Annotated in this window: 24 protein-coding genes and 1 tRNA gene; 8 read left to right on the forward strand and 17 right to left on the reverse strand. The window is 56.3% G+C overall.

From position 1 onward, the window contains the following. The first annotated feature begins 187 nt into the window (after window positions 1-187). From C8J33_RS23235 to C8J33_RS23245, 3 genes are read left to right on the forward strand one after another with little or no spacing between them, the layout of a single operon-like run. Complete coding sequence (locus C8J33_RS23235) at window positions 188-700, forward strand: (2Fe-2S)-binding protein (protein ID WP_132665510.1); 513 nt, start codon at window positions 188-190, stop codon at window positions 698-700. Next, window positions 697-1,770, forward strand: coding sequence for an FAD binding domain-containing protein (locus C8J33_RS23240; protein ID WP_132665511.1), 1,074 nt, complete (start codon window positions 697-699; stop codon window positions 1,768-1,770). Before C8J33_RS23235 ends, C8J33_RS23240 begins: the two co-directional genes overlap by 4 nt. Beyond that, the gene (locus C8J33_RS23245; RefSeq protein ID WP_132665512.1) at window positions 1,760-4,012 is read left to right on the forward strand and encodes a xanthine dehydrogenase family protein molybdopterin-binding subunit; all 2,253 of its coding nucleotides are present in this window, start codon (window positions 1,760-1,762) and stop codon (window positions 4,010-4,012) included. The genes C8J33_RS23240 and C8J33_RS23245 overlap by 11 nt, the downstream gene beginning before the upstream one ends. Before the next feature lie 360 nt (window positions 4,013-4,372). On the opposite strand, the gene C8J33_RS23250 is transcribed toward C8J33_RS23245, so the two are convergent. The 5 genes from C8J33_RS23250 to C8J33_RS27645 form a co-directional block, all read right to left on the reverse strand. After that, window positions 4,373-4,705 carry a hypothetical protein gene (locus tag C8J33_RS23250; RefSeq protein ID WP_132665513.1) on the reverse strand — a complete coding sequence of 111 codons (333 nt, stop codon included), beginning with the start codon at window positions 4,703-4,705 and terminating at the stop codon, window positions 4,373-4,375. Between the two features lie 25 nt (window positions 4,706-4,730). Further along, entirely contained in the window at window positions 4,731-5,510 is a 780-nt protein-coding gene (locus C8J33_RS23255; protein WP_132665514.1) for a hypothetical protein, read from the reverse strand. A 508-nt stretch (window positions 5,511-6,018) separates the two neighbouring features. Continuing rightward, window positions 6,019-7,467 (reverse strand): SEFIR domain-containing protein, encoded by a 1,449-nt coding sequence (locus tag C8J33_RS23260; RefSeq protein WP_132665530.1) that lies wholly within the window; start codon window positions 7,465-7,467, stop codon window positions 6,019-6,021. A 99-nt stretch (window positions 7,468-7,566) separates the two neighbouring features. Then, window positions 7,567-7,833 (reverse strand): helix-turn-helix domain-containing protein, encoded by a 267-nt coding sequence (locus C8J33_RS27640; protein WP_422038958.1) that lies wholly within the window; start codon window positions 7,831-7,833, stop codon window positions 7,567-7,569. Beyond that, window positions 7,830-8,159, reverse strand: coding sequence for a recombinase family protein (locus C8J33_RS27645; RefSeq protein ID WP_245507259.1), 330 nt, complete (start codon window positions 8,157-8,159; stop codon window positions 7,830-7,832). The genes C8J33_RS27640 and C8J33_RS27645 overlap by 4 nt, the downstream gene beginning before the upstream one ends. A 315-nt stretch (window positions 8,160-8,474) precedes the next feature. On the opposite strand from C8J33_RS27645, the gene C8J33_RS23270 reads away from it, so the two are divergent. The 3 genes from C8J33_RS23270 (at window position 8,475) to C8J33_RS23280 (ending at window position 9,388) form a co-directional block, all read left to right on the forward strand. After that, a complete protein-coding gene (locus C8J33_RS23270; protein ID WP_132665515.1) occupies window positions 8,475-8,732 on the forward strand; it encodes a hypothetical protein in 258 nt (85 codons plus the stop codon). A 9-nt stretch (window positions 8,733-8,741) separates the two neighbouring features. Beyond that, a complete protein-coding gene (locus C8J33_RS23275; RefSeq protein ID WP_132665516.1) occupies window positions 8,742-9,059 on the forward strand; it encodes a hypothetical protein in 318 nt (105 codons plus the stop codon). A gap of 77 nt (window positions 9,060-9,136) precedes the next feature. Further along, the gene (locus C8J33_RS23280) at window positions 9,137-9,388 is read left to right on the forward strand and encodes a hypothetical protein (protein ID WP_132665517.1); all 252 of its coding nucleotides are present in this window, start codon (window positions 9,137-9,139) and stop codon (window positions 9,386-9,388) included. A 272-nt stretch (window positions 9,389-9,660) separates the two neighbouring features. Here the strand turns inward: C8J33_RS23280 and C8J33_RS23285 are convergent, their stop codons facing one another. Beyond that, window positions 9,661-9,972 carry a hypothetical protein gene (locus tag C8J33_RS23285; RefSeq protein ID WP_132665518.1) on the reverse strand — a complete coding sequence of 104 codons (312 nt, stop codon included), beginning with the start codon at window positions 9,970-9,972 and terminating at the stop codon, window positions 9,661-9,663. A 72-nt stretch (window positions 9,973-10,044) separates the two neighbouring features. Continuing rightward, a complete protein-coding gene (locus tag C8J33_RS23290; RefSeq protein ID WP_132665519.1) occupies window positions 10,045-12,108 on the reverse strand; it encodes a MobA/MobL family protein in 2,064 nt (687 codons plus the stop codon). 259 nt (window positions 12,109-12,367) lie between these two features. Between C8J33_RS23290 and C8J33_RS23295 the strand changes: the two genes are divergently transcribed. Further along, window positions 12,368-14,488 carry a type IV secretory system conjugative DNA transfer family protein gene (locus tag C8J33_RS23295; RefSeq protein ID WP_132665520.1) on the forward strand — a complete coding sequence of 707 codons (2,121 nt, stop codon included), beginning with the start codon at window positions 12,368-12,370 and terminating at the stop codon, window positions 14,486-14,488. Here C8J33_RS23295 and C8J33_RS23300 read toward each other — a convergent pair. Next, window positions 14,433-14,786 carry an SHOCT domain-containing protein gene (locus C8J33_RS23300; protein ID WP_132665521.1) on the reverse strand — a complete coding sequence of 118 codons (354 nt, stop codon included), beginning with the start codon at window positions 14,784-14,786 and terminating at the stop codon, window positions 14,433-14,435. The genes C8J33_RS23295 and C8J33_RS23300 overlap by 56 nt on opposite strands. A gap of 310 nt (window positions 14,787-15,096) precedes the next feature. Between C8J33_RS23300 and C8J33_RS23305 the strand changes: the two genes are divergently transcribed. After that, a complete protein-coding gene (locus C8J33_RS23305; RefSeq protein ID WP_132665522.1) occupies window positions 15,097-16,611 on the forward strand; it encodes a type IV secretory system conjugative DNA transfer family protein in 1,515 nt (504 codons plus the stop codon). 304 nt (window positions 16,612-16,915) lie between these two features. Here the strand turns inward: C8J33_RS23305 and C8J33_RS23310 are convergent, their stop codons facing one another. The 9 genes from C8J33_RS23310 to C8J33_RS23345 all read right to left on the reverse strand — a co-directional run bounded on the left by C8J33_RS23310 (window position 16,916) and on the right by C8J33_RS23345 (window position 24,170). Further along, window positions 16,916-17,755 carry a hypothetical protein gene (locus C8J33_RS23310; RefSeq protein WP_132665523.1) on the reverse strand — a complete coding sequence of 280 codons (840 nt, stop codon included), beginning with the start codon at window positions 17,753-17,755 and terminating at the stop codon, window positions 16,916-16,918. 196 nt (window positions 17,756-17,951) lie between these two features. Beyond that, entirely contained in the window at window positions 17,952-19,202 is a 1,251-nt protein-coding gene (mobQ, locus tag C8J33_RS23315) for a MobQ family relaxase (RefSeq protein WP_132665524.1), read from the reverse strand. A 504-nt stretch (window positions 19,203-19,706) separates the two neighbouring features. Next, on the reverse strand, window positions 19,707-20,954 hold the full coding sequence (locus tag C8J33_RS23320; protein ID WP_165929867.1) for a YiiX/YebB-like N1pC/P60 family cysteine hydrolase: 1,248 nt from the start codon (window positions 20,952-20,954) through the stop codon (window positions 19,707-19,709). Window positions 20,955-20,990: 36 nt separating this feature from the next. Continuing rightward, entirely contained in the window at window positions 20,991-21,353 is a 363-nt protein-coding gene (locus C8J33_RS23325; protein ID WP_132665531.1) for a type II toxin-antitoxin system RelE/ParE family toxin, read from the reverse strand. Window position 21,354: 1 nt separating this feature from the next. Continuing rightward, the gene (locus C8J33_RS23330; RefSeq protein WP_132665526.1) at window positions 21,355-21,606 is read right to left on the reverse strand and encodes a ribbon-helix-helix domain-containing protein; all 252 of its coding nucleotides are present in this window, start codon (window positions 21,604-21,606) and stop codon (window positions 21,355-21,357) included. 342 nt (window positions 21,607-21,948) lie between these two features. Beyond that, window positions 21,949-22,491 carry a hypothetical protein gene (locus tag C8J33_RS23335; RefSeq protein WP_132665527.1) on the reverse strand — a complete coding sequence of 181 codons (543 nt, stop codon included), beginning with the start codon at window positions 22,489-22,491 and terminating at the stop codon, window positions 21,949-21,951. A 222-nt stretch (window positions 22,492-22,713) separates the two neighbouring features. Continuing rightward, complete coding sequence (locus tag C8J33_RS27650) at window positions 22,714-23,211, reverse strand: hypothetical protein (RefSeq protein ID WP_245507260.1); 498 nt, start codon at window positions 23,209-23,211, stop codon at window positions 22,714-22,716. 67 nt (window positions 23,212-23,278) lie between these two features. Beyond that, entirely contained in the window at window positions 23,279-23,932 is a 654-nt protein-coding gene (locus C8J33_RS27655) for an N-terminal phage integrase SAM-like domain-containing protein (RefSeq protein WP_245507261.1), read from the reverse strand. 161 nt (window positions 23,933-24,093) lie between these two features. Then, window positions 24,094-24,170: transfer RNA gene (locus C8J33_RS23345), tRNA-Met, on the reverse strand. Window positions 24,171-24,187: the final 17 nt, after the last annotated feature.

Consider the following 24,187-nt stretch of genomic DNA (forward strand, 5'->3'; position numbering starts at 1 on the left):
GCAACTTGCGCACGTGCCCTTGCTAAACGGAGGAACCCTCCGTATATTGCATATCACATCGAGGCAGCGTTGACCGGAACGCCAATCCCTCGTGCGGCGGTTCAACAGCGTCCGTCCCGTCTCGTCACAGCGTTCACCGCGCCTGCAGTTCCTATTCCATACACCACAATCCTGACTGGAGCACCCCATGCCTTTCTCCATCAGCCTCACCGTCAATGGTCAGCCGAACAGCATTGCGCTCGATGATCCGCGCGTCACGCTGCTCGACCTCCTGCGCGAGCGGCTTCACCTCACCGGCACCAAGAAGGGCTGCGACCGCGGCCAGTGCGGCGCCTGCACCGTTCTCCTCGACGGACGGCGCATCAATGCCTGTCTGACGCTGGCCGCCAGCCTCGACGGCAGCACCGTCACGACCATCGAAGGCCTTGCCGACGGTAACGACCTACATCCGGTTCAGGCAGCCTTCATCGCCTGCGACGGCCTGCAATGCGGCTACTGCACGCCGGGCCAGATCATGAGCGCGGTCGGTCTCCTGTCCGAGGGCCATGCCGGGGACGATCCGGAGCGCGTGCGCGAACTGATGAGCGGCAATATCTGTCGATGCGGAGCCTATCAGGGCATCACCCAGGCCGTGCTGGAGGCGGGCCACGTTCTCTCGCAAAAAACGGGAGTACAGGAAAACGAGAGGAACGCCGCATGAACCGCTTCGATTTCATCCGCCCGGCAAGCCTCGCCGAGGCCGTGACGGCCGCAGCCGTCCCGGGATCCGTCTATCTCGCAGGCGGCACCAACCTGCTCGATCTGATGAAGATCGGCGTGACGCGGCCCGAACGCGTGATCGACATCAGCCGGCTTCCGGGCCTCGATCGTATCGAGTGGCTGCCGGACGGCGGCGTGCGCATCGGCGCGCTCGTGCGCAATGCGGACCTTGCCTACGACACCCGCTTTGCCACCACCTACCCCGCCATCGCGGAGGCCCTGTTGTCGGGCGCCTCTGCACAGCTGCGCAACGCTGCGACGGTTGGCGGAAACCTCCTGCAGCGAACGCGCTGCGCCTACTTCCAGGATACCGCCAGCGCCTGCAACCGGCGCGAACCCGGCTCCGGTTGCGACGCATTGCACGGCGAAAACCGCCTCCACGCCGTTCTCGGCTGGACAGAACAGTGCATTGCCACGCACCCCTCGGATTTCTGCGTGCCTCTGGCAGCCCTCGGTGCCGTGGTCGAGATCCAAGGTGTCGAAGGACGCAAGGACATCCCGATCGAGAACCTCCACAGCCTTCCCGATGCCACAAGCGCACAGGAGTCCGCACTTCTGCCGGGCGACCTCATCAGCGGCCTGCGCCTGCCGCCCGAGGCTGCTGCCTTTTCTGAAAATGCCCGTTACGTGAAGTTGCGGGAGCGCGCTTCCTATGCCTTCGCGGTGGTGTCCGCCGCCGCCATGCTTGACATGGACGGCGACACGATCCGCGCAGCAAGGCTTGCGCTGGGCGCCGTCGCCGCCAAGCCCTGGCGTGCGCATGCGGCGGAAGCAGCGCTCGTCGGGCAACGTGCAACGCGCGAAGCCTTCGAGAAAGCCGCGACCGCAGCTCTTGCAGACGCCCGGCCCTCCGGCGACAACGCGTTCAAGATCACGCTCGCCCACCGCATCCTCGTCCGCGCGCTGACGCTCGCTCACGAGGGCACGCCGAAGGTCATGCCCGCCCTCCCCGCTTCGCCATTCCCGGAACAGCATAGTCCCGCACCGAAGGGAGATCTTCATGTCGCCTGAAAAACAGCCCGCCACCAGCCGCTACGGCTCCAATGCCGGCCAGCCGCTCACCCGCCGCGATGGCATCCTCAAGGTCACGGGCCGCGCAACTTATGCGGCCGACAATCACCCGGAAGGCCTGCTCTATGCCGTCATGGCCGTCAGCCGCATCGCCCGCGGCCGTGTCCGCTCGATGAGCGTGGATGCCGCCAAGGCCCATCCCGGGGTCGTCGAGGTGCTGACGCCGGCCAATCGTCCGCCGCTGTTCCACGATCCGAACGAGAAGATGCCGCCCTTCGGCTTTCGCGTCGAGGTGTTGCAGGACGATAGCGTCCGATACGTCAATCAGCCGATCGCGCTGGTGATCGCCGAAACGCTGGAAGCTGCCACCGAAGGCGCGGCCCTCCTCGATCCGGAATACGACACCGAGCCGGCCCGCGTCGGACGGGAAACCGGCATTCGCTTCGACCCTCCGGCTGTCGGCATCGGCGGTCCGCCGAAGACGGCACATGGCGATATCGAGGCGGGTTTCTCCAACGCCGCCCTCACCGTGGAAGCCGAGGTCGAGACGCCGCCGCAATACCACAACGCCATGGAACCGCATGCCGTGGTCGCGGAATGGGACGGCGACCGCGTCGTTCTCGACATGCCGAACCAAGCGCTGGCGCTGAGCTGCGCGTCCTATGCCGCCTTCTTCGGCATTCCCGTTGAAAACGTGACCATCCGCTCGCCCTTCCTCGGCGGCGGCTTCGGCTCCAAGGCGATCCTCAACGGGCCGCAGATCCTGGCGATCCTCGCGGCCCGCATGCAGAACCGTCCGGTCAAGCTGGCGCTGACCCGCGCCCAGATGTACGGCCCGGTCGGTCACCGCGGCCAGACGTGGCAGAAGCTGCGGATCGGCATGAAGCGCGACGGCACACTCACCGCCCTACATCACCGCTCGCTCTCGGCCACCTCAGCCTTCGACGATTTTCTGGAGCCCGCAGCCAACGCATCCCTGCCGCTCTATGCAAGCCCCGCGATCCTCGTCGAGCACGAAGGGATACGGCTCGACACAGGCACGCCCGGCCCCATGCGCGCACCCGGGGAAGCGTCCGGTTCCGCGGCTCTCGAGGTCGCGATCGATGAGGCGGCGGAGGCTTGTGGCATGGATCCGCTCGCATTCCGGCTCAAGAACTATGCGGAAACCGAGCCGGCGACAGGAAGGCCTTTTTCGTCCAAGGCGCTGCGTACCTGCTACGAGGAGGGGGCCGCCCGCTTCGGCTGGTCGCGCCGACCGCTGTCGGCAGGTCAGATGCGGGATGAAAACGGGCTGCTCGTCGGCTGGGGCATGGGCACTGCCGTCTTCGGCTGTCCGCATTTTCCGGCAGAAGCCCGGGCGACGCTGCGCGCCGATGGCACGGCACTGGTGGAAACCGGCGCGGCCGACATGGGCCAGGGCGCATGGACCGCACTCGCCCAGATCGCAGCCGAGGCTTTGGGCCTCGATCCGGATCAGGTCGAGTTCCATTCGGGCCTCTCGACCCTTCCCGACGCCGGCATCGCCGGCGGATCGGGCCACACCGCCAGCGCCGGTCTCGCCCTCAATCAGGCCGGCGGCGACGCCATCGCGCAACTGTCCGACCTTGCCGTCAACGATCCCGCATCCCCCCTTTTCGGTGCCGGCAATATCGGGCTCACCGCTCGCAACGGCCGCCTCTATCGTCGCGACGACGAGAGCCGCAGCGAAAGCTATGCAGAGATCCTCGCCCGCTCCGGAAGAAGCGATGTCGTCGGCACCGCAAAGTCCAACCGCGACCCGGCAGTTGCGGCCGACCATGCGCTGTATTCGCACGGCGCCGTCTTTGCCGAGGTGAAGATCGATCCCGATCTCGGACAGATCCGCACCACACGTCTCGTCGGTGCCTTTGCCGCCGGCCGCATCATCAACCCCCGACTGGTGCAGAGCCAGTATTTCGGCGGCATGATCTGGGGCATTTCCTTTGCCCTTCACGAAGAAGCGGTGACGGACAAGCGGACGGGGCGGATCATGAACGCCGACCTTGCTGAATATCATGTGCCGGTCAATGCCGACATCCCCCCGCTCGAGGCCATCCTGGTCCCCGAGGATGACGCGATCGTCAACCCGATCGGCGTCAAGGGCGTCGGCGAAATCGGCATCACCGGAACCGTCGGCGCCATCGCCAACGCCGTCTGGCACGCGACGGGAAACCGCATCCGCAAGTTTCCGATCCGTATCGAAGACGTTCTGTCCAAGGGATAAGGCGACCTGCAAACGCCCCGACCGGGCATGGCGTTGCGACTGTGCCCTTCCTGCCGTTTGCCTCTGGCAAGAGGAAGCCTTCGTTCTTTAGCGAGAGTGCAATTCTGGAGGATAATACTGGCGGCACCCGGACGCTTGACGGCCCCAAACGCAAGAAAGCCCTCCTGTGAGGGAGGGCTTCATTGTTTGACCGTGTACGATGATTTGGTTGCGGGGGCAGGATTTGAACCTGCGGCCTTCAGGTTATGAGCCTGCCCGCATCAATTACAAGCAATTGAAATTAATCTACAAAATACGAGATAAAATATTTTTGTGCTAGAAATTGTGCTAAAATATGCTGGTTTTGCACTTGGATGCCCCCTACCCTCTCAATCTTTTGAAAGGAAGCTCGTATTCGGATGCAATGAAAGCGGTACCGTTATTTGATTGCTTCACAACCCATACGTAAGACCCCCAAGTATCCTCTGGCGCAATAGGTACAAAGGGCGGAAACCATATAATTTTTATATCACCATCCCCCTCCCAACCATTCTTCCGGAATAAATCAGCAATAGCCGCTTCCCAAGCTTTGCCATCAGACCGAGAATACACATTAGAAAAAACCTCATCGGCATTCTTCATGAAACTCAAATCATCTAGATGCTGATACTGATAGACGTGGTAATTCTTTATGCCTTCGATATTCTCAAACATTTAAAATCCTTTGCAATATTGATTGTTAATCAATATTTCTTTGCGGTGTGATGGAGAATAGATAGTTGTCATTTCTGATTTCATTATTCTCAGATGGCTGTGTCGACTGAATAGTGCTTTTCTTACCTGTTGCATCTACGGTCGTTACAAGTAGCGGTTTCGCTGGAGGAGCATTTTTCGTAAAAGCAACAATGAGCCGGTGGACATTTTTGCCAGACAAGGCAACTTTCGGCGAAATTCTCCATATGTGGGTGGCCTGAGCCAGATTACCGAAAGCCGGAGTCACAGAGCCCGAACGCTCAAGCGTGAACTCCACGGTGAAACTTGCTTTGTTAGGCTCGATTTTGGTTTTCGTCACGCTTGCTTGCATGGTGTTGGCCCATTGCTCAAGGCCAAGCTCACCCTGCAAGCGCATCTTACTTTTCCGGGAAACCGGCGCGTCGCAAGCTCTCCTGTCCTTATCCGCGTAATTAACGGATAAGCCAACCGAACGCGTAGCATCCGCGCTGCTAGCCAAACGCGAAGACAATGAAGGGAAGAATACAGAGGACACCGGCAGGGAATAGGACGAATCCAAAACCGTCTCCATGCCGTTGATGACTTGCATCTGTATCTCGGCTCCAGCCGTCCACCCATAACCGGCTTTGAGGAATGGTGCGGCATCCCCCGCCGCTTGAAATTCACAAATTACATTTTCAACGATGTCACTTACGCTCACGGTATCCTGTGGCGGCAGGTTCGGAACACCGGTGCAACCTCCTAAAACCAGAGTGACTGGGATAACAACGTTCCGCAACTTCTGCATGGACAGCCCCCGTATGACAACCTTGACACATTTAGGCCATATTCGATTGTAGGAAGCAAGGCCTCCCCTAATTGGGGGTGTTCTTGGAATTGGGCCGGCTTTATCTATCAGTCCTGCGCTTTGAGAAATTGCCCTTCTCTAGGTCTTCGATAATGCGGTTGGTGACCCCGGTATAAATATCGTTGTTCAAGGCGGCGTTCTGCCGGGCCATAGCCTTTCTTCTCCTGTGCTGCTGCTGCTCTGCACAGCGCCCTTGCCACGTGGCGAACGCTGGGGCCGGAAAGGGAAAACAAAATGGCCTGTGAGGGGTGTGGGCGCAGTCGAGCCGAAGGCGTAATGAGCCTCGGTCGCGGGCTATTGTTCTTTGGGGAATGAGAAGGGTTTGCACCCCTCGGCTTCCCTCTAAACCGCGTCGGCGGCACAAATGATTGTTACCGGCAAAACATGACGGCTTCCCCCCGTTAATCGAAAGAAAAAAATAGAAACCGCAAATCGCAAACCGTAGGATTTACAGTGCTACGCCGATATTGGCAAACCCTGTAAGCTGCTCAACATTTAGAGTGTCGAACTGCCAGCGGGGCAACAACTCCTTCTCAATCAGGTCGGTAAGCTTCTTTTCCAACTCTGCCTTGTTTTGTACATTCAGCATGCCCTTGATTTTGTCAAAATAACGCAGCGACTTGGCACGCGCGAAAATCTCAAACGGACCGGAAAACCGCTCGGCATAAACAAGAGTTTCAGGCCACCATCCATACCCCCGACCTGCACCGGCACTACGCAAATAGAGCAGAAAATCAGCGGTCATAACGTGATTAAAGTCGACACCAGTCCCAACATTTCTTTGTTTGAGAAGATCGGCTCTTACTGACAGTCTCTGCAAGCGCAACCGCTGGTTTCGATGTTCGAGAGATCTTAGATTTGTTCGGAATATGGAGAATGAATGCATTTTATTGTCGCGTCCCCTACGATCATCCCAATAATATTCATTATCAAGAAACTCTTGGGCTGCAGGAAATCGTTCATACCGGATAAAAATACATACGCAGTATAGAAATAATTCATGGACTATAAATCTATAATTATCGAAGTCCCAATCGTTGTAGCTGCCCTCACCACGAAACTCGAAATAGAGGATACATTTCTCGAAAAAGCGCCTTATAACCTCAAGATACTCAGGAACAGGTGAATACTGTGCTATTAGGGAAAAAAGCTCTATTATCTCATTGCGATAAGAAGTGAATTCCTCAATACTGGCGACAATAAAGTCATCAAAAGTCTGCCGGGTAGCCGGTTCCGTATGTATCCGGAAAGCCTCAAGTCCCGCTGCAATAAGGTCGAGATACTCCTGTACAGCCGGGACACTGTTTGCAGCCCCAGAACGTACTGCCTCCATCGCGCGACGATGGGCTGCTGAAGAGACGATTTTTCCAGAGATGGTTTTTCCTTCAAGGAACGAAGGGCGCTCCCCCTTGGCTGGGCGAACATGTGGTTGCTGTCCCCAAGCCCAACGCACGATCTTATCGAACTCTGTGGAATAGGTAGAAGGATCGGTGAGATCAAAGTAAATGCGCCCTCTGTAATAAACGGGCAAAAATGCTTTGCCTTCACTATCCCGCTCTCTCACAACCGCCGCAAACTTGTCTTGCTTCGTCTGTGTGTAAATCTCGGGAGTGATGATTTGTGCCTCTGTACCAGCGCCACCTTTACGTCCGTCAGATTTGGTCGCGTACATTTCATCACAGACGAGCAGCACTTTCGTAACCGTAGGGTCACTGACCATACCTTCCATAAAGACATTCGCATCATGTCCCGGCTGCAAATCCCACTTATCAAGAAGCACGTGTATCCCTTGGCTTGTAAGCTCCTCGGCAAGCTGAAGCACCCACGCTTCATGATCGGATGTCGTCCAACTGTAAGAGATGAAAAGCTTCGGTTCACTTGCACGCGTCTCAGACATATCCACCCCGGTTTTCGTTTTGTTCTACAACCTCACAATTGGCAAGGCTTGGTGCAAAGTCAACCAGATACAACCTGACTTGCACCGGCGTCCAAATGCTCATGCCATATCCACCGTGTATTGCCGGGATGCGAATTTGATACGACTGATTGTGCTCTCACTAACTCCCAGAGACTTCGCAATTTGAGCCGACGGCTCTCCGTTTGCGCGCCGCTGCGCGACCTTCTCTCTTTCATGCGGCCCAAGTTTCGCCTTTCGTCCGAACTTGACACCCCGTTGTCGCGCCAACTCCCGTCCCTGCGCCGTATTTTTCAATATGCGCCGCCGATGCCACCGCGCAGCCCAACCTACAATAAACAGGATCAAGTCCGATAACTCGGAACTGGTGTCGATGGCTCATCCAAGAGACGCAGGCCTGCCCCCGCCCCTTTCACGGTGCTCAGGATATTCAACATGTCGAGCGGGTCACGCGCGATACGATCTGTCACCGTGGCCAACACCACGTCTCCCGGCTGGAGCAACTTCAAGAGTTTTGCGAGTTCGGGACGCCCATCTCGGCTTTTGCCACTGCGCTTTTCATGGAAAATTGTTACGCAGCCAGCGGCCTGTAGCTTTTTAAGTTGATAGGCCAAATCCTGTCCCTGCGTACTGACGCGGGCATAACCAAGATAACGGATAGAAGGTGACGACATGACAGAAGGTCTCCGATTGACGAAAGCGCCTTACAAATCACGTTGATATAATTGATTTATCTCTAATATTTTCCAGCTTGAGAGCTGTCGGATATTACGAGTTTTGCAATGCTCTAGTTGAAAGATTTTTAGCTACTAGAGATGCTTTAATTTGGCTGATTTTGGCAATTTATATTTGAACAATGTCCCTCGACGCACCGTTTCGCTGGGCCGTCAAATTTCGTGATTTTTGCTATCCAGATATGGCGGGACAACAAGTGCGGTTCAGACGTTGCCCGCGACATCGTCGTGCCACTCTCATCCGGGTAACATCCAATGAAACCAAGCCTGTTCTGGGCGATCGTGCTGGGCTGTATGGCCCTGGGCGGTATCGCCGGAGTCCTCACGCGGCCCGTAGTTCTCGGCGTCCCAGTACCGCTGGATGTCTTGTTTAGCCAATCCCCACTTGATGCGCCGTTTCGCGATGAGCTGGCCTCGCATCTGGCAATGACGATTGCCGCTGGTGCCATACTCGCCGCCCTGTTCCTCTTCGCCGTCACTTACATCAGCAACAGCCGCACCACCCGCCTTTGAGGTTCTGCCATGCTCAAGTCCACTCCATGGAAATACGCAATCTTCGCTCCCGTGCTTCTCGTCCTGCCCGGATGGTCCCTGTTCGGCGGCAGTGATGGGCCATCCCCGGATGTAGCTCAGTCCTACCTGAGTCATAAAGTTGGAAACGTCTGGGACCTTGAGCTGTCGAACTGCTCTGGTGATGACAGCCGCCAGTCCTGTATTGCCGCCTACAAACGCTCTTTCAGCACTGCCAAGTTTTACGAGGAGCTGAACATAGATTTCCAGAAAACCCCCTCAGGTTGGAACGTGACCGGCTACAGCGTCATCAAGACCGAGCAACTTTGATGTCCCTAACCTGCTGCGTCATTCAGCCATGATGTTGGCCTCCGGCACTCCATACCCCGCGGAGAGATACCATACCCGTGAAAATCTATCTGTTAGTGCTGCTGGCATTCGGTATCCTGCTCAGCGGCATGATTGCCGTATTCACCCGCCCAGATGTTCTCGGCGTATCGATTCCGATGGGCATCATGTTAGGTCCGCTTGGACAAGATGAAGCGCTGCGAACGGTGCTTTCACGCCACTTCACGCTTTTGCTTTCCACCGGTACCATTCTTTCCGGCATCGCCGTGGCGCTGCGGGCGGGACCAATTAACCTCCGGCAGAACGCCTGATACGCAGCTAGTCCCGCCTAGGCCGCGAACGCGAAGCGGAAAAACTTCTCGACCTGACCAAGGTCCGGAAGCTGATCTCTGCTGCGGCAGCGGAAGGATTCAACCGGATCACGATCGCCCCGGACAAAGCCGTGGACGTGTCGCAAACGACCACCGCCAAGGCAACGGCTGAAGCCTTGAAGGCTGATGGCTGATGGCTTCAGTATTGAATGGGAAAAACGTCAGCACCCCGACGGCCGGGCCTCTCAAGGTCTTATCGTCGGCTGGTAGAGCTATTGATTACGAGGAATCCACCAATCTTCGGAATCTTTTTTATGAAGCAAGATCAGGCTTCCAACTTTCTCGATCTTTGTATCTGACATCCATGGCAATTCCATGTATTTGAAATCACATGTCCACATGTCATTAGTGCCGCCAGAATCCCAAGTTCTGCATGATACATCATGCACAGGAAACTCACTACCCATTGATCTCTCTCGTTTGTACGTGTTGTACGCTTCGGGAAATTTAGATTCTGGAGTCGGACTGCATCCTGACAATACGAGAAGTGCGCCGAGAAGCGCCGACAAATCTTTTTTAGCCATTTATGACCCCCGCCAATACACGACACTTAAAATCGTCTTGCTGGAAGTTGCAAGAGACTTCCGTATGTAATCTTAGTCGTCGTCTGCCATAACACCGCGCGGCTTTGGACCGGGCCGTGCCTTGGGCGGTCGACCCTCGGCAGGCCTGCCATCCATGGGAGTTCGGTGGGCGTTCGGCAGTTTCGACAGGAACGACGGCGGCGGATATTGCAGGTTATCCATCGACGGCAATGCCTCGCCGTCCAATTTCTGACCCGGTGTCGCTCTGGCATTAGGCAGCTTCGAGAGAAACGACGGCGTCTGCGCGCCGGTCGGCTCCCTCGGCTGCGCTGGCATGGAGATCGGCTGTTGGGCAGGCGTAGGTGAGGTATGCCCCTGCGGCACGTGCTGTGGTGCTGCACCATGGGCCGGTCCAGCTTGTGGTGTAGCCTGCGCCGGAGAAGATTGGCTCGGCATCATGGACGGGGTTTCCTGCGGAACCTGACCGGGCGGTGTCCCGTCATAATGCCCCGGGCTGCCTGATGGACCCCCTTGCCCCATTCCTTGCTGCGTCGGCGTCATCACTGGAGATTGCTGCCCATCGGGGGGCGGCATTCCTGCGCTCTGGGCCGGTCCAGTCGGCGGTGCATCCTGTCCTTCTGGCTTCGGGTAACGGTCATTGAATGCTCGTTCCGCAGCCTTTCGGTTTTTAAGGTCGTTGGCGTGGGTGTCCCATAGATCGGGAAGATCGCGACGGGCTTGGTTCGCATCAGCACGCTGTTTTCGCCCTTCCTTGGTTAGCGGATTCCCTTTTTTTACGCCGAACTGACTTCCCCAAGGATACTGGTTGAAACGCTCTTTGAGCTTATCAACGCCTTTGTTTTTATAGTATTGATTAATGTCCGGCTTTGCTAAGTCTGGCCGCATGAAGCCATTGTCGAGAGCGTTATTTCGCGCAGCGCGGCTTTTTTGTTCCCGTGCAAGGGCATCTGCTAGGTCTTTAGTGAGGCGCCGCTTTTCTTCGTCATCAACACTCATTATTTTCCCCTTGTCAGATAGGATTTTATTCTTAATACTTTCGTTATGTTTGATATTCTGCTCGATGGATTCTGCTGGCTGTTTGGTCGGCCCCTCGGGTGGTGCGAGAGTTTTCTCCGGGGCTGCTCCCCGCGCAATCCTTTGCGTCGGAGTTATTTCGCTCTCGCTGACTGGTGGGACAGAAAACAAGCTGCGGGATCGCATGCTTTCTGGCAGGCGGAAGCTCTTGAGATCAAGGCTATGAACGCCCGGACCGATGGAATGCTGATTGACGATGCCATGCGGAACCGACCGTCGAGCCGTAAACGGTATCACTGAAACGGGCCGGTGATGGATAGCGCGGAGCTGGTCGAGTTCGCGCGCCTGATTGTCCGCATCCAGCGCCTGCCAGTAGTCGGCAGAGGTTTCCCGGATATGGCGGTTATAGGCGGGCCGCGAACGGCCTGCGTCGATGCCCCTGTAATCGACCTCCCTGTGCGGCAACGGCGCACCAGGGCGATTACGATAACGGCGCATGCGGCTTTGGGGCCGTGCGCCGCGCCGTTCCATCTGTTGCGCCCTCGGACCTTCGTGAACCGTCGGCGCGCGGTCGATGCTTTGCGCCTTCAAGGTACGCCGGTCGATGCGCTCCGGTCGTCCTGCCGCGCCAAGGGCGCGGTTGGCATGGTCTTCCCACAACACCCGCAACCGTTCGGTACTGCCCTGCTCGCTTAACCCGGCAACGCGCCTGCCGGTCGCGAGATCGCGGTCGCGGATCAGCAGATGGACATGCGGGTTTTGGGCATCCTTGCCTTGGTCGTGGAATGCCGCCAGCCATGACGCCCGCCCCTGTGTCACGTCCTCGGCAAAGCCACGCACGAGCGCGGCCCGTTGCCCGGGGTTCAATTCGCGCGGCAGTGCCAGCATCAGCTTGTCGGCGACCCGTGCGTTCTTACGATCGCCGTTCTCGGCATCAACCATGAATTCCGCCGCCCTGCCCGGTTTGTCCGGCATCCGCGCGGCCTCGATGCGGCTCGCGGCTGAAGGCCGCGTGATGTACCGCACGTGGGCGGCCGAGGTGTGAGGGCGCGCCTGCGTGGTCTTACCGATAGGCTGGTGATGCAGGCTGTAAATCGCCATGACATGCGCCCCGGACCATGGGAAAGAGCGCGGGTTTCGTTCCGAAACCCATATGTGCGCTCTACCCGAACTTTGCCCATGCTACAGGCCTCCCTCGGAAGCCGCAAGCGGCGCGCCGACCGTGGCCATGGCAACGTCATGGGCCGGTCAAGGTCGCGCTGTCACCACGCCACCCCGCACGGTCTGTACTACCACTGTCGATTGCTGGATTGCACGTCAATTCCCTTCCCGTTAACGTCCTCCACGACATGGGGGCAACATGGAAGTCTTGGGTCTCGCGGCAGTCTTGGCGGCGCTGTTCATCGGCGCGGTAATGTACTCCTCAAGCGGCGGCGTCGGGGGCGCGGTCGCACGATCGCGTGTTCGTCCCCCTACCCCACCGCTTCCCGCGGTGAAGCCGGGAGCCACTCTTGCCGACATTGAGGCGTTCCATACCAATGAACTCAACGTCGTCCAGCTGACCGTTGCCGAACTGACGCCCGACCTCATTACGAATGCGAGCTTCTACCGCCTCGGGCGCACGATCGCCGACAAGCATGCCCATCTCGACCGCCGCGCAAACGGGGATGACCATATCCTCAAGGCAGCGGGATCGATCGAACGGGAATTCCTGCACACCTCGGCGGAGCTGGCCCTCAAGGGGGCCGCGTTCCAGCGCACGTTGCGCGATATGACCGAAGCCGAACGGGCAACCCTGCGGCTGGCCGACCTGTTGGCCTGCGCCGGTCAGATTGATCGGCGCGAACGGCTGGCGATCTTCGCGCCGATCGTCTGGAATCAGGGCAAGGGGTTAATGGTGTCGGCCGGGCCGTTCAGATCGGCCGACCTGCTCGGCGAGTTACGCGCCACCCTGACGACCCTCATCGAGGGACACCTCGGACCATCAGGCGCGGCCACGGAGCGCCTGCAACAGGCCTTACGGGATGCCCTTGGTGCCGGAAGCCGCCTGACCACATCCGAACGCACGGTCCTTCAGCGCCTGCTTGTTACCGGCGCCAAGTGGATGGCTCAGGAGGAAGCCGCCACGGCGCTGGTTTACAAAAGTCCGCCGCGCCCCTCGGTGTTGCGGCTGGGCCAGATCGAGGGGTCGGAATCGGAACTGCTGTACGACCGCAACGAAAGCCTGATTACCTTCGGTCCCCCGGGCCAAGGCAAGAGCCAATCGGCGACCCGCAACCTGCTGACGATGGACGGCGGTGCCTTGGTCATCGACATCAAGGGCGAGCTGTTCGAGCAGACCGCCGTTTGGCGGGCGCGCAACGTCGGCCCGGTGTACCGCTTCGCCCCGGCCGATCCGGCAAATTCGATCCATTACAATCCGCTCGACACGATCCGCCCCCAGCTGGCCGACGCCTACGAAGATGCCATGAAGCTGGTTGACCTGCTCATGGTGCCAAACGAGGCGGCGAAACGGGACTACTGGGACAAGCGTGGCCTGTCCCTGCTCGCGGATGCCATTCTCGATACCGCCCTGTTCGGCGAAGGCGAGTACCGTACCATGTCGGCGATTTTCGATCGCCTTTACCTCAACCCGCTCGGCCCGGATGGTTCGGAAAGCCTTGTAGGCAGCGAGCTTGACCAATGGCTCAACCACCTGTCGGCGTCAAAGGTGAAGAAACTCGTCCGGACGGCCACGGCCATACGCTCCATGCCGTACAAGGTGCGCGAAAGCGTCACCGAGACCGCCCGCACCCATATCGACACGTGGCAGTCCCCCCGCATCGAGGAACTGACCATGCGCTCGACCTTCGACCCCCTGAGCCTGCGGCGAGACAAGGCCACGCTTTACATCTGCATCACGCTGGATGAACTGGCCCAGTACACCTCGTTTTTCCGGGCGCTGATCGGGCAGGCTTTCTATGCGCTGTGCCGAGGCGAAGCCGATCGCGATACGCCGGTGGTGACGTTCTTCCTCGACGAGATGCCCGCTCTGCACCGCCTCGACATCTTGGAAACCGCCCTCGACATGGGGCGCGGCCACGGCGTCCGCCTGTGGATGTTCGCGCAGAATTTCGGCCAGCTGGCGAAATACTACAAGAACCCTTCGGGGTTTTTGGAAAACAGCTACGTGCGCCAGTTCATGGGCATCAGCGGCGACCAGGCCCTCAAACTGTCCAAACAACTCGACGAGCGCCACGGGCTGATTGATGGCAAGCGTAAACCGCTGGTGTTCCCGCACGAGCTGACCGGCGATCCCTTCCGCGACCTGACGTTGACAATTTCTCAGGGTCATTCCCCTGCCCGTGTCGTCAAAGCCTACGGCTATGCCGAATACGGCGACCGTATCGAGTCCGCGAAGGAGTTGGACTGCCGCGACGGCTTGCTTAAGCTGCCAGTCCCAAAAGCTGGGCCTTCTTCCGGTCAAACTCGTCCTGCGTGAGGTGTCCGGCGGCGAGAAGGCTTGCCAGCTTGCCGATTTCATCGGCCACGCTTCCGGACGCGGTGGTGGTATCTTCCGTCACTAAGGTGGTTGTCTCGCGGCCATTGCGCATGTCGCGCACCAGCTTGCCGGTGGACATGCCGGTTTTCACGGCTGTAACCCCCATCGACCCCATACCGGCGACACCCATCGCCAGACCACCAGCGATCATCGGTATTCCGATCAATGCCCCGACCCCCGTAAAGCACAAAAACAACCCTGCCACGAACGTGAAAGAGCCTATCACCAGCTTGCCCATTGAATCCCCCAAGATAGCTAAATCAACCTAGACGATAACAATCGAAAACTTCATGCCCGTCAATATAGTAGATACTTCCCGCAACCCCCTTAAAGGTTTTTTCGTGGGGCGTAGGCAGAAGAAAGGAACGTGGCAAAACGCCATACAAACCACGCCAGCATTCATCACATATTTCAAAATCATTTCGCAGCCCGCGCCACTGCTGAAACGCCCCAACCACCGCGTCCGGCTCGGTTGAGGGTATGGCCCGTCACGAGCGAGCCGAAACGAGAACTTTGCCAACAGGCAATCGACATGAGACCCTCGGCGTATGAGGGTTTTCATCACTCTTCTGCGGCTATTTCTCTGGCTCTGCTTTGGCCTGCTCGTCGTTATCTGGTGGTGCTTGCGCCTCATCTTTCAAATCGGCAGAAGCGCCCGCCGCAAAGGCGTCCCTCACGGCTCGGCACGCTGGGCCACCCGCTGGGAGCAATGGTACAAGGGCGCGATCACCGGTGAAGGCGTCATTCTAGGTCGCGGCGCGTTCGGTCGCCTCCTGCGCTTTTCGACGGATGGCTTGGTCATGGTGTTCGCCGCGACCGGCGCGGGCAAGGGACTAGGCGTCGTAATCCCCTCCCTCCTCACCTATCGCGGATCGATGGTCGTCACCGATCCCAAGGGAGAAAATTACGCCATCACCCGCCGTCGCCGTGCGACACTTGGCCGTGTACGCATGCTCAATCCCTCGAACCTGCTCCACTCGGATCGCTACAATCCCATGGACATCATTCGTAAAGGCACGCCAAGCGAAGCGGACGACGCTGCGGCGCTTGCCGCTCTCATGGTCAATACTGATGCCCGCGAAAGCCATTGGGACGACAAGGCCGCATCGCTCCTCAAGGCCTTCATCCTTCACGTGCTTTACGAACCATCACCCAGCCGCACGCTTGCCACGGTACGCCGCCTGTCCGTGGGTGAACCGGAAACCTTCATGGAAACACTGCGGGAGATTGCACATACCTCCCCTTCCCTCGCCGCCCGTGAAATCGCCGCCGGGTTCCTCACCTCGTCCATGGGAAGGGACGGCACCTTCTCGCCAGAATTTGCCTCGATCCTTTCCAACGCCCAAAAGGCCACCGAACCATGGTCGGCGGGCTCACCAGCAGGCCAACTTTCGCAAACGTCCACCTTTGAACTGAATAATCTCACAGCCACCGTCAAAACCCTCTACCTTTGCGTAGACGAAGACGTCCTCGACGTTTACGGCCCATGGCTGCGAGTGATGGTCGGCTGCATCCTGAAAACCTTCACCCGCGCCAAAGCTGAACGCCCCAAGCGCAAGGTCGTGTTACTGCTCGATGAAGTTGCCGTCCTTGGCAGGCTTCAAACCCTCGAATCCCAATCCGGCCTCCTCCGCGCTTACTGCACACCGGTATTGATCTGGCAGAGCATGCCGCAAATGCGGAAAGTCTACGGCGACAACGCCAAAGCTTTCCTCGCCAATGCTTCGGCCCGCGTGTTCTTCGGGGTCAACGATAACGATACCGCCCAATACGTCTCGCTGATGGTCGGACACACCACCACCAAAACCCACTCAACCGGCATCAGCGACACAGGGAACTGGTCACAGCAAAACCACCAACGCGGCCAATCGGAAAGCGGCTATTGGCTGATCGATCCGGCAGAAGTGCAGCGCCTTCCGCTGACCCGCACCATCATCAAACTCCGCGACGTCCCCTCAGCCATCCTTGGTCGCCGCATCGACTACCGAAAAGTCTGGCGCTGGCGTAGTCTTTGGGATCAATGGAAAGGCCTAGCAGCTCACGCCATTACCGACCCCAACTAATAAGCGTTGGAGCAGGTTTTTGAACGGGGAAGTTGACTTGCTGGAAAGCATTTTTCTAAAAAATGTTGGCCACTTTAGGAAAAAGCTTTCTCAAAGCAAGCGCCTCTAGTAATAAGATAGCAATGAAACCTCTTGCTACACCTCCTGGTTGTATAATATGATTACATCTACACCCGGATAGGAGAAGTCTATTGGTCTATCTTAATCTTTTTATTATGTTGGCTCCGTTCATTGGTGGGGCGCTTACATTCGCAGTAGCAGCCTATTTTCTAGGCCGCAAAGGCCTCCTCCGCTAAGGGGGAGGCTATTTTAATAGATGCCTAAAATACTCGTGATCATTGAGTTCAATCCGCTGGTCGATGTAAGGCATTGAGTAAAGCACACGTACAGCCATCCCCCCACATGCCAAGAATGTGAACATAGCTGATATTCCCACGTATGCCCCGGCCAAAAATTCAGCCATAGCGCCAGAGTTTGCGTTAAGAAGAATGTGACACAAGGCGATGGTGACTATAATCGGCAGCCCAAATAAAGTGCCTTTGGTCGCAAAATTTCTATAGATGCCACGTATTGCAGCTAAACGTGTTGTGGCAGAGCGATCCTCTTCGTACTCGTTTCTACTATTTTTTACATAAATAATATTCTTTTCGATTTTTACGTCAGCACGATCTTCAATGGCCTTCTCAAACCCACGCCTACGCGATTTCAAAAAATATCGAATGACCCAGTACAATATGGTAACGCCAATATACCAATATTGCGGCACAAGGCAGAGGACTATGGAACTAACGACACTTAGCACAAGGAACATTGTAAAAAAGCGTTTATCGTCTTCTTGTACGAAGTGCTTGAGCCATACCTTTGATGTGTAGAAATCTATATAGATCAAAAAACCATTAATAAGCAGGGTTGATGCTACAGCTCCGACTAACGCCATCATGGCAACCGAATCAATCCGGTTTCCAGCAATAAGGCTTAACACTGCCTCGATATTTTGTTGGGCGCGAGGTAGAGTGGCAATCGATAAAAAGCCGCTATAAATTGATGGCATTAAAGCCAAATTGGCTAAAACAGCAGCAAAAATATATGTAGTGGGATCAAATTCCCCCTTCAAACTTTTAAAAAGTGCGCTTAAATCGGGCATGATTTCTAGCCCCCAACCGGCTTGCAATTTACTCTAGAGTCACTCTTAAAAAAGGCGTGTCAAGCGTTTATCAAGAATTCTCGGTCAAGCAGCTATAATATTTGCGGAATTTAATGGTAGACCTTTATAGCTATGACAAAATCAGACTTAAAAAGGTTTTAACCGGCCTTTTGGAAGCATATATAATGTGAGATTTCTATTTCTTAAAAAGAAGATAGGAGCGAAGCATCCTTTCTATGTGACGCGTTCTTTTAGTCATAATTACCCAACTCTCTAATTCACGCAGTCTTAATAAACCACGTTGGTACTCAATTCGGTTTAAACGGATAGCAAATTCAAGATATTTTACAATTTTCGCAAAATGTCGAGATAGCTTTCGAGCGTGTTGAATTTTCCAATGAGAGCGATTTTCGTCTCTGGCAGTCGTCCGCCGATCAAGATAGACGCCCTTACTTTCCGTCTTAACCTTTAACAAACAGGCTTCGTGCCGCCGATGGTCATCAAATTTCCGGCTAAGTCGGTCGTAGCGCCGCTCAGCTACCTTCAACTTTTGCCGAAACCCTTCATTATTTCCAACAAGTACGCGCTCCAGCCATTGCTGCCGACTTCCTCTGTCATAGACGGTATAGACACGCTGCCGGCGCTGCGCCGGTTTCACTCCCAGATGTTGACGGTAGGTATTAACGTCCCTCACCCGGCTCACGGGCAACCGCCCATTCCGCACCACCTGTCGCGCCCTCGGCCCAACATGGATCTCCGGATCTCGATCAAGCGCCATCGCCCGCCCATAATCCCGCCGCGCCAAAGCCTCGCCCCTTTGCGCAACCAACGTCCGGTGATCCAACCTCACCTTCTGCCCTGCCCTTTCCAACGCGCCGTTGCAAGCCGACTCCCACTCAACCCGCCACAGTCGCAACACGTCCCGACTATTCCATTCCCGCGTCTTCACCGGATCAAGCCCCCGTGCAGTCGCCCGCCGCAACGTCAGCATGACATGCGCATGAAAATTGCGGGCTGATTGCCCGTGTTCCGCCACGGGGTCGTGCAAGGCGATATCCGCCACCATGCCCCGACCTACAAAGTGCGCCGCCACGAATCCACGCACCAGCTCCAGACGCTGTCCGTGATTCAGTTCATGCGGCAGGGCCATGTTGAATTCACGCGCTAACTGCGCATCCTTGCGAAGCTCCAGCGCCTCGACCTTCGACCACAACAATTCCCGGTCTCGTAACCACGCTGCTCCACCCTCCGGCACCATGACCTCCTCATGCACCACACCTTTCCGGCGACGGAAATCATGCACCTCCCCACTGCCCCGGTCGGTCAATCTCTGGCCTGACCGGTAGGCGGCAGCAGCCACCGCTTTCGATCCGGGCCGTACAGAACCGTTCGGTTGGCGCTGGGGCGTGCGGCCAAGGATTTGACCGGAGAAGTGGTAGATCGCCACAAGCCCCTCCTTTCATGCAGCGCGATCCGTTCGCGCGTGGCATTCAGGCAACCTGTGCAAAATTCCGGCCCGCAGGGCCTCCGCTTCGACGGAGACACAGAATGTGTCGGAGACGCACCTATGTTGCATTAGCAATGTATAAGTGCGCTATTAGCCTGTCATCTTCCTACCGTTACTCTTGCCTGTGGCCGGATATCCTCACCGACAATCTCACTGGAAACACGTTAATCTCATGACTTCGACCTCTAGACATACAAAGCCTTGGTAATCCTGCCGCACTTGCAGATATCATCTTCGCCAGAGCGCTTATTGCTCATCTCGCGGCAAAGCAGGTCGCCCACTGCGCCATGACTCACAGTCTTTGCCTCATTCCGCCGTCATGGCCAGCGATGCAAGCCCACGAACGGCAAAGCCGTTTCAGTGAATAAAATTCAGACACGCATCGATTTTGTCTCGGGTGGTTTGATATTAGTCATCGTACCGCAAGACACGCGATACGCTGATTTACAAAGGCACAAACAGATCATTCCCGCCGTCCTGCACCTCGTGACAGAACTCACAAAGCCGCAGCGTACCCGGTCCACCAAGCGTTCGGTGCTCGTCCTTGAGCACGTAGTCGGACGCAGGGTCGTCGCCGCAGATCGAACAGACAGAAGGATGTTTAGCCACTTGGACAGCGGCCTCCGCCATCATTGCCTTGATCGGGTCCCATGGCTGCATGGAGGCGAACCATTCCGGCGTATGGGGTACGAGACGCGGCGTTGACGGGGGCACCGCCAACCCGTGGGCGGTGAGCCAAGCTGTTGCGACCTTGATCCGCTGGAGATGCAGCGACGAAAGCAGTTCGTACAAAGCTAATTTCAATTGAAAATAACGGAGACCATACTGATGCGCGTAAAGAACATATCCTCCACGATTAACAATAAAGCGATTGGTCAAACCTGCTTCATCGGCCAAGGTACTCTGGCAGTAGGCTTTCATATTATCAGGCGGTGAAGCTTGCATCAGCGCAAGGTCATACAGCCATGGGTTCTTCTGCTGCTCACCTCTCCATAATGACAAATACCCCGATCTTTCCAGAAGCCCGCAGAAAAAATCATCATCTTCAGGATGGAGCGCAAGGTGGGCATCGACGTCATCAAACGTTTGAATCGAGGGGTTTCTCGTACGGGCGCCATTCAAAATGGCGTTGGTCGCATCCCGCGTCTTCTGCGTTCCATCAGGCCGATCTTCCCATCGGCGCACGTCTTCGTCGGTGACATCCTCTGTGGGTTCCGAAATTTCGACAAGCAAGGCACTCTTCTTGAGGCTTTCCGGTGAACAGAAATCCGCATTAGGAACAAGCTCGATACCGGCGCTCCGAAACGCCTGAGCGACGAGGCGTGAACAGAACTGCTTTTTGCTCGGCTCAATAAAGCGCCCCAAACCCGTAAGGACGGCCTCTTTGGTTGTGTACTGGCTACCTATGTGGCCTCTCATGTACATAACGACGGCGTTTAGCTCTTGCTTGGTGAACGCTCGCCTCAGGCGCAAAACATGGACAGCATCATTCGCCGCGTAAAACAGTCGTTGCGTATTGCGTGCATGGACGCCGTCACTGGTCGCATCGATGACAGAATATCCTTCGACACACACCATGGCATGAGAAATATCACTCCACGTTGCCAGCCGTATCCCTTTGCTGACCTTGGCACGCGATGTCGTGAGAATGATGTCGCCGGGTTGGAGAATGCTATCGTTGATACGCTTCATAGACATCTCAGACACGGGTTAAACGCAACGTCGCGCTCACGTCTCGTCGGTTTCGGACTTCGAAAAAAGCGCCGCGAGGTCGTCCATGAGCCTGACCGGCAAGTCCATGCGCTCATGGAGGATGCTCATGATACCGAGATCACCGTTGTCCAGCTTTCGAAAAAACACGTAGTGCTTCTCGTAACGGCTAAAATACGCCTCGCGCTTGACGTCGGCAGGCACCGCCAGTTTTTGGGGCAACCGTCGCCAGACCTTCCGCTCGTCACAAAGCAACTGCAAATGCTGGTGCAATCCCGTGATGTAGGTGACAGCCTGCGCTTCTCCCCACGTCTCAACGGTATCCTGCCAAATTTTGTCCTGGGCGGCATCAGCTTTGGGGAAAAAGCGATAGGTAGCCATATCAGCGACGGCGATTGCGGCGGATAACATCCTCGGCGCTCACGGCGATAAATTCGCTGTCGTCGGCACGCATGGCGGGAGACAACTCCTTTTGCAGAGCTTCCCATGCTTCATCACGGGTCTGCAAGTCGCGCCGGATCAGGGCACGAATGTACTCGCTGGCATTCTCATAAAGGCCATCACCGCCGATTTGCTGCTCGATATGGGCCTGCAACTGACCGCCAATTTTCACATGAATGCTTCCCGATGCCATCAGATAACCCTTTCGTTCTCCTTTAAGCATGGGACGCGTAGCACATATTGTCAATATTCATCACACATCGAGCCTATGACGGTGTCAGCCGTAGATAAGCAACCTTTCAGGGAGGGCCACTACAAGCGGGCTTTTGCGAACCGGCAGGCGGTTCGCCAATGACAAAATGGGAATTTCAGGCCAAGTGCATGGCAGAGTCTTCTTTGAGGGCCGAATAGAGGTCGGGACGGAATGTCACAACCACTTCATTCAACATCTCCTGCACAATTGGATTTACCCAGTATTGGCAATCTTCAGGCGGTAGCAGTCCACATTCAACATAATCCACAAAGTCACTGGACATCATATACGATTCTTTGAGGCCGAAGATGAGTGTAAGATGGTAGATAACGATACAACACAATCGACGTTGAATGTCTCTAACCAAGCCAACCGATCCTTTATGTAGACGGCCCCGTTATTCAATAAAGTGGTGTGAAAGAAATTGTAATGCACTTGGTCATTACACCTTTTTCGAAGCTGCTGATAACGCTTATCGGAGTTAATTAGCTTGGAAAGGGCTCCCAACTCTGTTGAATTTTCAATGTATTTATTCATCGCCTCTATACGGGGAAGCACCTTTGCCGATTTCCCGTGAAGCCAGTCGTTCACAAGTGGAACAACAAATGTCTCGGGCTTACATTGATGCTTAAGCCACAGGTTCAAATAAACATTGATGGTCGCGGCGTCGTGATATTTTCTGAGCAATGCAAAAGCATCATTGATCCGACCCTTTTCCAAAAGGTAAGACATTGAATCGACGGTGCCTTGGATAGATGAGAACACGTAAGTATCGATATTAGCGATAGCTGTTGTTCCCATCGTCACTTGTTGAAAGACACTCATGGAAAGGGAATCGTAGAACTTGCCGTACTCGGCCAAACTCCTGAAGACTTTGTGCTCTTTGTAATTTTTATCGGTTATCTGAATCATGGTGACAGTAAAACATATTCGGTCACGGCGCGTGAACTCGAAATATCAAGAGAGCTAAACTCTCCGAAAGCGCCCCGCCAAGCGGGCGCTTGCGAACCGGCAAGCGGTTCGCCCAGACACCCCTTCGGGTGTCATCTAGACCTGTGGTGCCGCCTTTTGCGCCTTGGGTTTGGCAAACGACTGCTTCGGTTTACGGACATTGATGATCGAGGCATCCAGCGTGTTCTTAATATGCGCCGCGTAAAACTTCTCGATCATCTCGACGCTGGTGCGGCAGTTCTTGGCAATGGCATAGACATCCGCGCCTTCCATAAGCCGCAGGCAGATATAGGTGTGACGCAGGCTGTAGGCCGTGCGGGGCTTACCATCCCGATCCAGTTTCAACTCCTGTCGATCTAACAGGTTGTTGAACATTTTGAGATAGCTGCCGGGGAAAAGCTGGTCGGTCGGCTTGCGCTTTTGCAAGACAACCTCCTCCCCCTTCTTACCCCGAAGCGGCTTGAGCCGATCCCGGATACGCTCATAAGGCTTAACCGCGCCCGGCATGGATTTGCACCAGCCCACGCCCCGCTTGCCGCGCACCTCGATCTCAAGAATGCGCTGCCGACTTTCCGGGTCTTCCACGATGGTCACGTCCCGGTGCTGCAACTGCTTCGCCTCATCAGGCCGCAACCCGGTATTCCCCATGAGTAGAACGAAGTCATGAAGTTGCTCTGCCTCCCATTGGAAGTAAGCGTTTTTGGGCTCCTTGGCATTCTGCCGGGTCGCTTCGTAAAGCTGCTTGTATTCGGCAGGGCTGAACCAAGGCCGATGCGTAATCTTGCCTTGTGTCTTGTAGGGCGGCGACAGGTCGAAGGTGCTGCATCCATTTATGCCGGATCGCGGTTTTCAACACCTGCCGCAACGTGCCCACTTCATCATGCAAGGTGCTGCGGGCAGGCATCCGTCCCGTGGTCGTGGTCGATATCCGGTGGACGCGGTAATCCTGAACCGTCCCAGCCGAGATTTCAGACAGGCCCATTTTACCGAAGAACGGGATCAGATGGAGCCGCAACCGGATACTATGGCCCGCAACCCACTTGGGGCTGCGTTGCCCCTCGGTGATGACGGCGTACTCCTGCTCGAATTTCTTGGCCGCTTCCGCAAAGGTGGTTTCCGTCTTCAACACCCCTGCCGCCAGCTTGCCGCGCAGGCCGAGATACCAGTCCTCGGCAAAGGCCTTGGCCTGTTCGAGCCTGTCTTCCTTGGTGCTGGTACGATACTGGCGGCCCTTGAGCGAGGTCGAGCAATGCCACGCCTTCCCCCCTCGCCTGTAAACCTGAACCAGTCCTCCGAGGATTTCATGACTTGCCATGCCTGCCTCCTGCGTCTTCTCGTTGATTTAGAAGACATGGAATCATGGCAGAGGCGAAACGTCAAACCGGGGGGCCGTTTTGTGCTAGTGGCGTGCTAGACTTAAAAACGACTTCGGCCTCCCGAAGGAGGCCGATAAAGTCTTGATAGTTTTTAAGTTCTTGGTTGCGGGGGCAGGATTTGAACCTGCGGCCTTCAGGTTATGAGCCTGACGAGCTACCGGGCTGCTCCACCCCGCGGAAGGGATTGTGACTGA

The organism is Rhizobium sp. PP-CC-3G-465, from assembly GCF_004343445.1.
Classification (GTDB): Bacteria; Pseudomonadota; Alphaproteobacteria; order Rhizobiales; family Rhizobiaceae; genus Ferranicluibacter; species Ferranicluibacter rubi.